This window comes from Paenibacillus sp. NRS-1781, from assembly GCF_050467745.1.
GTDB classification, from domain to species: Bacteria; Bacillota; Bacilli; order Paenibacillales; family Paenibacillaceae; genus Paenibacillus; species Paenibacillus terrae_A.
In genome coordinates, this window is sequence record NZ_JBITPI010000074.1 from 1 (window position 1) to 11,237 (window position 11,237).

The 11,237-nt window shown below is 40.4% G+C and carries 13 protein-coding genes; all 13 read left to right on the forward strand.

The genetic code is table 11. From position 1 onward, the window contains the following. The first annotated feature begins 56 nt into the window (after window positions 1–56). A complete protein-coding gene (locus ACIFO6_RS22665; RefSeq protein ID WP_430044137.1) occupies window positions 57–1,322 on the forward strand; it encodes a site-specific DNA-methyltransferase in 1,266 nt (421 codons plus the stop codon). 18 nt (window positions 1,323–1,340) lie between these two features. Further along, window positions 1,341–1,502 (forward strand): hypothetical protein, encoded by a 162-nt coding sequence (locus ACIFO6_RS22670; protein ID WP_167438494.1) that lies wholly within the window; start codon window positions 1,341–1,343, stop codon window positions 1,500–1,502. 68 nt (window positions 1,503–1,570) lie between these two features. Further along, complete coding sequence (locus ACIFO6_RS22675) at window positions 1,571–2,314, forward strand: transposase (RefSeq protein ID WP_430044139.1); 744 nt, start codon at window positions 1,571–1,573, stop codon at window positions 2,312–2,314. A 158-nt stretch (window positions 2,315–2,472) separates the two neighbouring features. Then, the gene (locus ACIFO6_RS22680; RefSeq protein ID WP_430044141.1) at window positions 2,473–3,318 is read left to right on the forward strand and encodes a tyrosine-type recombinase/integrase; all 846 of its coding nucleotides are present in this window, start codon (window positions 2,473–2,475) and stop codon (window positions 3,316–3,318) included. A gap of 202 nt (window positions 3,319–3,520) precedes the next feature. Further along, window positions 3,521–5,044 carry a phage terminase large subunit gene (terL, locus tag ACIFO6_RS22685; protein ID WP_430044143.1) on the forward strand — a complete coding sequence of 508 codons (1,524 nt, stop codon included), beginning with the start codon at window positions 3,521–3,523 and terminating at the stop codon, window positions 5,042–5,044. 152 nt (window positions 5,045–5,196) lie between these two features. Then, a complete protein-coding gene (locus ACIFO6_RS22690) occupies window positions 5,197–5,655 on the forward strand; it encodes a DUF2262 domain-containing protein (protein ID WP_430044145.1) in 459 nt (152 codons plus the stop codon). 150 nt (window positions 5,656–5,805) lie between these two features. Next, a complete protein-coding gene (locus ACIFO6_RS22695; RefSeq protein ID WP_430044147.1) occupies window positions 5,806–7,113 on the forward strand; it encodes a phage portal protein in 1,308 nt (435 codons plus the stop codon). Window positions 7,114–7,889: 776 nt separating this feature from the next. Then, window positions 7,890–8,504 (forward strand): DUF4355 domain-containing protein, encoded by a 615-nt coding sequence (locus tag ACIFO6_RS22700; protein WP_430044149.1) that lies wholly within the window; start codon window positions 7,890–7,892, stop codon window positions 8,502–8,504. Window positions 8,505–8,536: 32 nt separating this feature from the next. Then, the gene (locus ACIFO6_RS22705; RefSeq protein WP_430044151.1) at window positions 8,537–9,367 is read left to right on the forward strand and encodes a P22 coat protein - protein 5 domain protein; all 831 of its coding nucleotides are present in this window, start codon (window positions 8,537–8,539) and stop codon (window positions 9,365–9,367) included. 85 nt (window positions 9,368–9,452) lie between these two features. Next, window positions 9,453–9,671 carry a hypothetical protein gene (locus ACIFO6_RS22710; RefSeq protein ID WP_430044154.1) on the forward strand — a complete coding sequence of 73 codons (219 nt, stop codon included), beginning with the start codon at window positions 9,453–9,455 and terminating at the stop codon, window positions 9,669–9,671. Continuing rightward, on the forward strand, window positions 9,664–9,975 hold the full coding sequence (locus ACIFO6_RS22715) for a phage head-tail connector protein (protein WP_430044156.1): 312 nt from the start codon (window positions 9,664–9,666) through the stop codon (window positions 9,973–9,975). Before ACIFO6_RS22710 ends, ACIFO6_RS22715 begins: the two co-directional genes overlap by 8 nt. After that, entirely contained in the window at window positions 9,975–10,265 is a 291-nt protein-coding gene (locus tag ACIFO6_RS22720) for a hypothetical protein (protein WP_430044158.1), read from the forward strand. Before ACIFO6_RS22715 ends, ACIFO6_RS22720 begins: the two co-directional genes overlap by 1 nt. Then, window positions 10,262–11,237, forward strand: a 976-nt coding sequence (locus ACIFO6_RS22725) for an Ig-like domain-containing protein (RefSeq protein ID WP_430044160.1), incomplete at its 3' end; no start/stop codon positions are given. The genes ACIFO6_RS22720 and ACIFO6_RS22725, both read left to right, overlap by 4 nt.

The window sequence follows — 11,237 nt, forward strand, 5'->3', positions numbered from 1 at the left end:
TAAAAAACGCCAGAAATAATGGGAAAGCTGTAGACATAAAGGAGCAAGTGATATAAATGAAATGGATGAAATTGAAGATCGATCAACTGGTACATGCGGAATATAATCCAAGGAAGGATTTAAAAGCGGGTGATCCAGAGTTTGAAAAGATCAGGAATAGTGTCATGGAATTCGGTTATTGTGAACCGATTATTTGTAATAGCGATTATACCATCGTGGGAGGCCACCAACGTGCTAAAGTTTTGAAGGCACTCGGTTACAATGAAGTTGATTGCGTCATAGTCGATGTGAATAAATCGAAAGAGAAAGCCCTGAACATAGCGCTCAACAAAATTACAGGGGAATGGGACTTTGAAGCATTGGCTGCATTATTAGATGAGTTGAAAGAAGCGGAATATAATATTGAGCTAACTGGCTTTGATTGGTCTGAAGCGGAGAAGTTGCTGGATACATTACATGAAGATACAGCCGATGAGGATGATTTTAATGTAGAAGAAGCATTACCTGAACATCCGATAACTCGTAAAGGGGACATCTGGCTACTTGGTAAGCATAGGCTCATATGCGGAGACTCAACTAATCGGCAGGATATCGCAACATTGATGGATGGTAAGAAGGCTCAGATCATTGTAACTGATCCGCCCTACAATGTGGACTACACAGGTAAAACGAAGGATGCATTGAAAATTGAGAACGATAAGATGGATAACGACCAATTTTATAATTTCCTATTGGCTGCTTATACTCGAATGTTTGAAGTAGCTGATGATGGAGCAAGTATTTATGTGTTCCACGCCGATAGTGAAGGTTTGAACTTTAGGAAGTCATTTATCGAAGCTGGATTCAAACTGTCTCAATGTTGTATATGGGCAAAGCAAGCAATGGTAATGGGCAGAAGTGATTATCACTGGATGCACGAACCCGTATTATATGGTTGGAAGCCGACAGGTGGACACTACTGGAATAGTGATCGTAAGCAGACAACCTTATGGCAATTTGATCGCCCCTTCCGTAATGAGTATCATCCCACGATGAAGCCGATTCCCTTGATTAGTTACCCGATTAAAAATTCGAGCAAGCTTGGCGATATCGTATTTGATCCATTTGGTGGTTCAGGTTCAACATTGATTGCTTGTGAGGAGACGGATCGAATTTGCTATACAAGTGAGCTTGATCCTAAGTATGTAGATGTGATTATGAAGCGATATATTGCCCATGTTGGAGATAATAGCGGCGTTTATCTGATTCGAGATGGTAAACAGTATGACTATCATGAAGTTGTTGCTGAGTCGGCAAGGTCAGAGGTATCATGTGCTGACTAAACCGAAAGGGTGATTGAGTTGGGTAAGGCAAAAGTGAATATGGTGATTCGATTCCTAAAGGGCATGCAAGCCGAAAAGGTAAATGTGCTAGGGGCTGAGGAAGCTCAGGAGGATAATGAGTTGATTCAGAAGGTGATTGAGGATATCGAGTTGTTTTACGAGGCTGAGTTAGAAGGATAAGCTAGAATACATATGGGGAATGGGCTATTATGGTCTGTCCCCTTTTTTTCGTGCTGGAGGTGAACAGAATGAGCAAAAACAATAACAATCCAAAAAGGAATAAACCAAAGATACTGACCAAGTATGATCAATTTGTTGTGCCAAGACTTAGGGATATTCCCGTTTGGGTACGTGAAGGAGCAACAGATGAGGAAATTGCTAAACGGCTAAATATTCATATTTGGACATTAGGTGACTATAGAAGGAAACATCCCAAATTTGCGGAAGCATTGGAGCGTCCAACCAAGTGGGAGACACATGTATATCCTAGACTAGCGGAGATTCAGCAATGGTTCGAAGAAGGCATGAACGCAGAGGACATTATCAGGAAACTCGATATAGGTAAAACGACTTGGTACGAGTATATAGATAAACATCCGATGCTGGCTGAACTAGTCAAATGGAGCAGATCTGTCCCTATATCCCACGTGGAAAATTCACTTTTGAAAGCTGCAACAGGGTATGAATATGAAGAAATTAAAACGATTATTGAAGAGGACAAAAATGGAAAAAAGAAGACACGCATCGAAAAAGTAAAACGATATCAGCCTCCCAATCCGACAGCGATGATCTTCTACTTAAAGAACCGCGCACCCAACGAGTGGAATGATCGACGTGAGCTGGTAGTCAATACGAAGGCACTGGAACAGGAACGGAAGCAGCTATTTCTGGATATGATTGAAGCCGATGTAGTGGATGCCGATTATGAAGCCATTGAGGAATCGGTCGAGATTGAGGAAGGATATGTGGAGCCGGATAATTCGCAGCTATAACGTTATGCCGTCAGTATTTGTATAGATAAACGCCAGTTTCAGCCCTGAATTAGCCCCAAAAGTAGCCAGAATCAGTGCATAAGATAGGTTATGTATGGAGTGGACTTTGCCCCACATCAACGGTATGATGTGACACATAAGCGAAAGGTGGGGCGAATATGGAGTATATTCAAGGGTTTGAAGCATATTTACGGAGTAAGGATCGGAGTGAAAATACGGTTTCCTGCTATATTCGGGACGTGTTACAGTTCATAGCGTGGTATCAAAGGAAAACGGAATATGGACTGGACAAGTGGATTGAACTGGATGGAGTGGAGTACAAGAAATATCTGCAAAGTACTAACCAAACGATACTCACCATTAACCGTAAGATTGCCAGTATCAACGTATTTGCACAATGGATGCATCAACAAGGGTATATTAAGGAAGAAATACATATCGAAGCGGTCAGGAACAAGGTTGTTCGGCAGTATAAGGGTCTTGAGGAAAAGGATTTGTGGAAGCTGAGAAATGAAATTCATCGTATGGGTAATCGGCTACATATCTGTATGATTGAATTGTTGCTTGGAACAGGGATACGGGTAAGCGAATTGGTTGGCATCAAGCTGAAGGATATTGAGACAAGTGAACGCAAAGGTTTATTGAGGATACTTGGTAAAGGAAACTCCTTCCGAACCATACCATTGAATAAGGATGTGCGAAAAGCCATTACCCGATATCTTGAAGCCAGACCACAAGTTGAATCAGAATATCTATGTATGGGGCAGCGAGGGCCTTTGGAGCGAAATGCGATTAATCTGATTTTGAGCAAATACGGGGATCGAGTCAATGTAAAGGTGACACCACATATGCTCAGACATACGCTTGGCTATAAGTTGGTTAAAACGACTCCATTGACGACCATTCAGCAAATCCTTGGACATGATCATGTAGCAACGACCAATATTTATACCCTAACAACACAGCAGGATGTGGCTGAAGCTTTGGCAAATATCGAGTGGTGAGAAGCCACTCTTTTTGTTGTGAATGGAGGGGTTCTTCTATGTAGATAAACGTAGCCGCCAGCAAAGGGAGCAGAAATTTTTGTGATGATTTTATAGTGAATTTGAGAAAGGAGCCAGAACAATTGACACAATAAAGCAAGAAGAACAGCGACAAGCTGAACTGCTTAAGCAATATATGGAGAAGCATTTCAAGCCGCCCAAAATGAAACAACTGATCGAAACGTTCTCTTTTTCTGAACTACGTAAGCTTATTGGTGAGATGGACATTGAGTTTTTCGCTTTAGCCTATTTCCCTAAATATTTTGATCGAGCATTTGGACAGTTTCATCAGGAGCTATTCGCGGAATTAAAATATATGCTTGCAAAGACAGGACTGATTACGGCTTTCGGACTCCCAAGGGAGCATGGAAAGTCAACGATCAGTTCTTTTTTATTTCCGCTGTATGCAACTTTATATGATAAATCTCAGTTTACATTGATTATATCAGCCACAGAGCAGATTGCTTTGCCGTTTTTAGACATGATTAAAGATGAGTTAGAAACGAATACGATGCTGATTGAGGATTTCGGTATTCGTAAAGGGAGCCGCTGGAACAATAACGAAATATGGCTCAAGAGTAAAGGTGGACTGGACTCCTGCATTATGATTCGTGGCATAGATGGTAGCTTGAGAGGTATTCACTATAAGCATCATCGTCCTACCTTGGTTTTGATGGATGATTTGCTCAAGGAGGATACGGCTCGATCCGAAGCCAAACGAGAACAGATTAAAAATACCTTTACGGATGTTATTCTTCCTATTGGAACAAGGGATACTAATATTCTGATTTGTGGAACCATTTTGAACGAAGAAGATATCATGGCTGATCTGCTCAAGGGTAAAATCCCTGGTGTGCGAAGTGTTCGTAAAGCAGCCGTGCTTCAGTTTTCAGAGCGTGATGATCTATGGTCAGAGTGGGAGCGGCAATATAATAATCTCCAAGACGAGGATAGGATCAATACGGCTTTTTCTTTTTTTATGGCTCACCAAGAGGAAATGTTGGAGGATACGAAAATCCTGTGGAGCGAGTATTTGGACTATTATTATTTGATGTGCAAGAAGCAAGCGATGGGAGAAAAAAGCTTCTATAAAGAGCTACAGAATGATCCGCGTTCAACAGACGAATACATATTTCAGAATCTCATGTATTGGGATAGGCTACCAGAGTTTGAGGAAATGGAACTTGCCATGTACATTGATCCAGCGATTAAAGCCGGGAAGAAAAATGACTATTCTGCGGTTTCAATTATTGGGCAGCATCGGAAGACGAAGCAGATGTACGTGATTGATGGTAATATTTATAAGCTGCTGCCGGATAGTTTGTTTCAAGTAGTGATTGAAAAGTTGAAGCTTTACCCTGTAGATAAGCTTGGTTTTGAAGTGAATCAGGCACAGAGCTATATGAAGCAAAAGTTTGAAGAAGAGCTATGGAAGGCGAATATACATACACCCGTAGAAAGTGTTCATTCCAAGGGACAGAAGCATGAACGTATTATTAGCTTGGAGCCGGAAGTGAAGAAGGGTCATATTCTGTTCAATGCAGATGACCTTAGATACAACCATCAAGTGAAGGATTATAATCGAAATTGTACATATGATGATGCACCAGATAGTTTATATGGGGCTGTTCAATTAATTCAGTCGGTCAAGAGTCTGAAATTTTATGATCGCAGTTTGTTATTTTGAGGGTTTTGCTAGATACTCATTCTTTATTTTGTCCAATCTCGTTGAGTTAACGGGCAGGTTAGATTAGACTTAATAAGAAATAGCTAATTTCTATAATGAATTAAGGGTTAAATTAGATGTAATTATATATATTAATAGAAAGGAATTATAGAATGGAAAGATCAGTAATCAGCAGCTTAATTGGAGTGTTTACATATAATGAGGACTGTACGGCGCTAGAGGCAAACGAAGAAAAAATACATTGGAGGTTAGATATAAAAAATGGATCTGTTGATGTAGCCAAAATGATCAAAAGAGCAGAAGAACTTTTCTTATGTTTAGCAGACTTTGATAGAAAAGCAAGAGAAGCCATAGCAGGAGAATTGATTGAATACAAAAATGATTTTTGGCCCGAGTATGATGAAAATGACGAAAATTTAAATTGGGATGCTGTGGATGCAGGTGAATATAATACAACGAACGAAAAATTTCAAGAATCAATAACGTTATATGATATCGAACTTAATACAAATGAAATATACTGTGAGTATGATGATGGAGATTTATTTGGTGGACATAGGATACATGCTTACTTCGATAAAAATTTCAAGTTATTAAGGGCTGATGTGTAAGTCAACACAAATAAACGCACTTAAAAAGCGCAGAGCTAGAAGTTAGGTTAACGAAGAACGTTAGTTCAACAAGGAACTACCTTAGTAAAGGTGGTTCTTTTATTTATTTAAGCAACAATTACATAGCCCATTTTGAAAGGAAGTATATATTTGCAAATAACTGAGTCTATCATTTTGGAATGTCTAAATGAACTCCAATCGGCTGCAATAGCCAAACAGAAATATGCAGATTACTACAATGGTCAGCATGCCATTCTCAAGAACTATGCGATGCAAGAAAGTCGAAGCAATCAAAAGCTTATTTTTAATTTCCCTCGTAAGTTCGTAGATAATGAAGTGGGTTATCTGCTCGGTAAGCCAGTAAACTATGTGTCCAAGTCAGATCAGGATACAGCTATACATAACATAGACGTACATATGAGTCATTGGGACAAGGAGCATAATCTACAGCTTCGAAAACAGTCTGAAATCTTTGGTGAGAGTTTTGAATTAAACTATATTGATTCGGATGGACAGTTTTCAGCCACCGTATTATCTCCTTTGAATGCGTATGTGCTGGAAGACGGAACAGCAGAACGAAATGTATTACTTGGCTTACATAAATTTACCCGTCGATTCGATAAGCAAGTGTACCTTGACATGTATTCCGACCATGAAATTCTACACTATACAATCGGCAACAATGATAAACACAATCAGAGTAAGCAAAACCAAGCACCTGAATTAAAATATATCGGCAAACATAATCACATCTTTGGAAGAGTCCCGCTTATCTCTTGTCCAGCCAATACGGAGAGAAAAAGTGGCTTCCAGGATGTGATTTCTTTATTTGATGCCTATAATGCGTTGAATTCAGATTTGGTCAATGAAATTGCAGATCATCGCAATGCCTATCTCGTGATTGAGAATGCCAAGTTGGAGGCTGAAGACTTATTGAATATGAAGAAGATGGGGATTATTCAGGTTCCGACTGGGGGAAAGGTGAGTTGGCTTACGAAGGAGATTAATGACTCCTTTGTGAAAAACGAGTTGGATAACATTGAGCGCAAAATCTTCGACATGATGGATCAGGTTAACTTCAATGAGAATTGGGCCAGCAATACCTCCTCCTTGGCTCTGCGAAATAAACTTTTGAATTTGGAGAATCGAGTGGCAATGCGTGAAGCGTTAATGGAAAAAGCGATCAAGCAGCGAATTCGGAATTTCTTCACGTTCCTGCACATTAAAGAAGGTGTGCAATATGATTACCGTGACATTGCCGTGAAGTTTACTCGTAACTTGCCGACAGACTTGGTCGGGATGGCTGATGTAATTGTGAAACTGAAAGAAGTGGTATCTCAGGAAACGTTGCTGACACTGTTACCGTTTGTAGAGAATCCCAAGCTGGAATTCAATAAATTTCATGGGGAGCAGCAACGACTAGCAGATGTGAATAAGGAGAAATCGAATGCAGAATAAAAATAGGTTCAAGCGGTTAGTTAAGAATAATTGTGCATGCTATCTTGGAGCGAAGCATGGTATCTCCAATTATTGCTGCTTACAAGATGGCCCATGTGTATTTTTCGCTCAAGATGATGGTCTGTCCCGTTGTACATATTTTGAAAATGGAGTGCTACCAATAGACGAGAAGCTGGAGCGAGAATATAAGTCTGAACGTAATGTAGAGGTTGGGTTTAATACAGCGAAACCGAGGGTGAACTGTCAGAAATGTAAGGCTACTTTTTCAGCGAATTCGAATCGACAGAGATATTGTGAGAAATGCAGAGATAAGAATGCGAATGAAAAGACGAAATTGCGGATGCGTCAGATGAGGAAAAAATAGGCTTGATGTTACGCTTTAGAGGTTTAAAAAGCCCAATAAACTAAGGGTGAAAAACAACCCAAAATGAGGAGTTGGTATGTTTGTATCTATTTCTCGTTTTTACGTTTTCTAATGCGTAACATTATTGTATCAGATATGACGTTAAACGAATTCAACATACATATGCGTGTTCGAAAGCTCGAACCTAAACGGACTCGGTGTTACGCTTTAGGCTATTAAAAAACCGTATAAACAAAGGATGAGAAACAGGCAAAAGTGGGGAGTGGGTATGTTTGTACCTTTTCCTCGTTTTTGTGATTCCTAAAGCGTAACAACACTGTCCTGAGCATGACATTAAACGGCTTAATTCAATACATACATAAGCGTGTTCGGTTCTACAGAGTCGAATGGGCAATAAAGGAGATTAATGAACATGAATTTAGAACAAATGAAGCAGTTGATTGAAGAAAACCAAACGAATGAGGAATGGCAAACGTATCTTCAGGGTTTGAGTCCGTATAGCGTAGAGGGGATAGAGAAATTCATTCAATCTAATTCGCAAGCAAAAAGTTGGTTCGATAGCACAATGGACAAACGATCCGCTAAATCGCTGGAAACATGGAAAACCAATCATTTGGAAAGTGTAGTGGATGCCGAAATCAAGAAGCGATTCCCGGCTAAGGACGAGAAAGAAATCGAAGTCGAGAAGCTACGAGCCGAAGTGGAGCATATGAAGCTAGAGAAGCAGCGTGAACGATTAACCAGCCAAGCGATCAAAATTGCCAGTGAAAAGAAACTTCCACTTCCGTTAGTGGATTTCTTTATTGGTGCAGATGAAGAAGCGACGACAGCAAATTTAGGTATGTTGGAACAATCGTTACAACTGGCAATTCAACAGCAAGTCGAGCAACGACTTAAAGGGGATGGATATACCCCTCCGGCTGGTTCAACAGGTAGCACATTTACATTGGATTCGATCAAAGGAATGTCCCCCAACGAGATTAATCAGCATTGGGATCAAGTCAAACAAGTATTACAAAACAAATAATAATCAATAGAAAAGGACAGGGTGATTAGAATATGTCAGTACAACATTTTATTCCTACCATTTGGAGCGCACGTTTAAATGAAAGTTTGAAGAAGAATTTGGTGTACGGTAATGTGGTTAACACTGATTATGAAGGTGAGATTAAAGGTCAAGGCTCTACCGTGAAAATCAATTCGATTGGAGCGGTGACGATTGGCAACTATGATAAAGTGGCAGGAATCGGGAATCCACAGGAACTGGATGCTACGCAAAAAACGTTGGTGATTGATCAGGCGAAGTATTTCAATTTTCAAGTGGATGATGTAGATGCTGCTCAAGCGAATGTAAACTTATTGGATGGTGGGATCGTGGAAGCTTCGTATGGGCTTGCTAATGTGGTGGATCAGTATCTTGCTGGATTCTACACAGAGGTCAAAGCTGAGAATACGATGGGTAACGATGCAACGCCAATAATTCCAAGCAAAGATACAGCCTATGATTTACTGATTGATCTTGGCGTGATGATGGATGAGAACAATGTACCTGAAACGGAACGTTTTGTGGTAGTTCCTGCATGGTACTATGGCTTGCTGCTGAAGGATGCTCGTTTCACCAAAGACCCAAATATTATCCGCACAGGCTATGTAGGAGATATCGATGGGATGACGGTGTATAAATCCAACAATGTGCCGAATACCACAGGAGCCAAGTATAAAATCATCGCAGGTCATAAGAGTGCGATTTCGTTTGCCGGGCAAGTGGATTCAGTGGAGGCGTTCAGACCAGAGAAACAATTTTCAGATGCGGTGAAAGGTTTACAGGTGTTTGGAGCCAAATGTATCAAGCCTGAAGCTCTCGCTGTACTCACAGCCAATAAGTCTTAATTGAAAGTGAACACATTATAATAGAAGAAACACGTTCGGGGTGTCCGTTTTGGATGCCCTATTTTTATTTTTGGAGGGTGATAAGATGTGGTATTTGAATCAGGAAACAGGCTGCACATGGGAAGTCACAGATCAGGAGTTAGTGTTGAGATTACAGGCCAGTAGGCATTATGAGCAAGTGGAGGAACCTCAACCAGATGAGACTAAGCAAGAAGCAACCCAAACGAAAGCTCAAACTGTCAAGAATATGAAACGTACCGAGAAGGCACAGGTAAAGGAGGAACAGGAGACAGCACATGAGTGATTCATTGATTTTACATAAACGGTTATTAGGCATGGAACCAACAGACATATCCAAGGATGATATCCTGATCCACTATTTGAATAAAGCAAGGAGTAATATTTATGGCTATTGTAACCTGGCAACGCTACCTGTGGAATATGATGATGTCATGGTCGATTATGCGGTGTATCTATATAAAAATCGAGATTCGGTTGGCTTAACACATAAGCAAGAAGGTGAACGCTCAGCCACCTATGAAACAGGGATTCCGATAAATATTCGACTGGCTCTTCCTCTGCCTAAAATCAAGGTAGGGACGGATTGATGTTCTATGATACGAAGCTGGAAATTTTAGATGTTACTCATTTCAACTCTGTTCTGTCAGTAATGGCAGATGTACAACCTTATCGCAAAAGCTTTTCATTTGAAGATGGATACACCTTGGAGATGACACATCGAGCTTTCTGCCCATTGGAATCCTCATTGCAATTAAACGGCTATGTTCAAATCTACACGAGTATCTTTATTATTTTGGACATCAAGGAATGGAGCGATTATGTGGAATTGTATCTGTATCGCTGCAAGCAGGATTTTGGTTTGGAGGTGGAGGAGTGACAAGGAGCCTAGAGCCGATGATGGATTTCTTTCTTCGAGAAAAAGGTGAGCTTGTACATATCAACGATGTAAGACAGCTTGCTCTGATTCGAGATGCGGCAAATAATATTCAAAACACCGATGAAAAAATCATTCGAGCAGCAACACCTCTACACACAGGAGATATCGTGGATTATCGTTATGAACGTTATCTGATCACTAGTCAGGTGGATCAAAATGAAAAGTCGTGTCGAGGCAGAATGAAAAAGTGTAATCAACGGTTGGCTTTAAACTGGAGTGGACAGGTGAAATGGTTTGATGTTGTGGTGGAAGCCAGAACGTTTTCAACGGAAACAGGTAAAGTTATCTCCATGCCAGAGGGCAACATTCTGGTCAGTCTACAGGACAATATAGATACAAAGGGCATTACATTAAGCCAACGATTTTATATGACCCATCAGCCTTTTAAAATAGTTGGAATTGACCGCACGATGAATGGCATCATCCAGTTAAGCTGCACATTGGATAGTATTTCAACTGCTTACGACGATGTAGAACATAACATTGCTGATCGATGGAAATATGAGATTGCTCATACATATGCTTTACATATCAACCATGGAACGATAGCCCATGTACGGCTCAACGAAATAATACCATTGAATGTGACCGCTATGGATAATGGAAATGAGATGGCGAATCCAGTCATAACTTTCATTTCAAGTGACCCAAGTGTGGTTAGTGTAGATCAGCACGGTCAGGTTATGGGCATTGCTTTGGGACAAGCAAGTATCACCGTAAAATTAACTTATCACCCTACAATATTGAGTACGATTGAAATGAGAGTCGTCGAAAAGGGAACGCATATCTATTCGATAGCCATTACCGGAAATTCAGTTCTAAAAACAGGCCAAAGCGCCTCATACGTTAGTCATATCTATGATCATGGAGTGGAAGTGTTTGACCAGGCGGTGGAGTGGAGCCTACAGAATC

Excerpts from the sequence above, each read along its gene's own strand:
- ACIFO6_RS22665 (WP_430044137.1), top strand. The coding sequence starts at position 57 with ATGAAATGGATGAAATTGAAGATCGATCAACTGGTACATGCGGAATAT.
- ACIFO6_RS22675 (WP_430044139.1), top strand. The coding sequence starts at position 1,571 with ATGAGCAAAAACAATAACAATCCAAAAAGGAATAAACCAAAGATACTG.
- ACIFO6_RS22680 (WP_430044141.1), top strand. The coding sequence starts at position 2,473 with ATGGAGTATATTCAAGGGTTTGAAGCATATTTACGGAGTAAGGATCGG.
- terL (WP_430044143.1), top strand. The coding sequence starts at position 3,521 with ATGAAACAACTGATCGAAACGTTCTCTTTTTCTGAACTACGTAAGCTT.
- ACIFO6_RS22690 (WP_430044145.1), top strand. The coding sequence starts at position 5,197 with ATGGAAAGATCAGTAATCAGCAGCTTAATTGGAGTGTTTACATATAAT.
- ACIFO6_RS22700 (WP_430044149.1), top strand. The coding sequence starts at position 7,890 with ATGAATTTAGAACAAATGAAGCAGTTGATTGAAGAAAACCAAACGAAT.
- ACIFO6_RS22705 (WP_430044151.1), top strand. The coding sequence starts at position 8,537 with ATGTCAGTACAACATTTTATTCCTACCATTTGGAGCGCACGTTTAAAT.
- ACIFO6_RS22710 (WP_430044154.1), top strand. The coding sequence starts at position 9,453 with ATGTGGTATTTGAATCAGGAAACAGGCTGCACATGGGAAGTCACAGAT.
- ACIFO6_RS22715 (WP_430044156.1), top strand. The coding sequence starts at position 9,664 with ATGAGTGATTCATTGATTTTACATAAACGGTTATTAGGCATGGAACCA.
- ACIFO6_RS22720 (WP_430044158.1), top strand. The coding sequence starts at position 9,975 with ATGTTCTATGATACGAAGCTGGAAATTTTAGATGTTACTCATTTCAAC.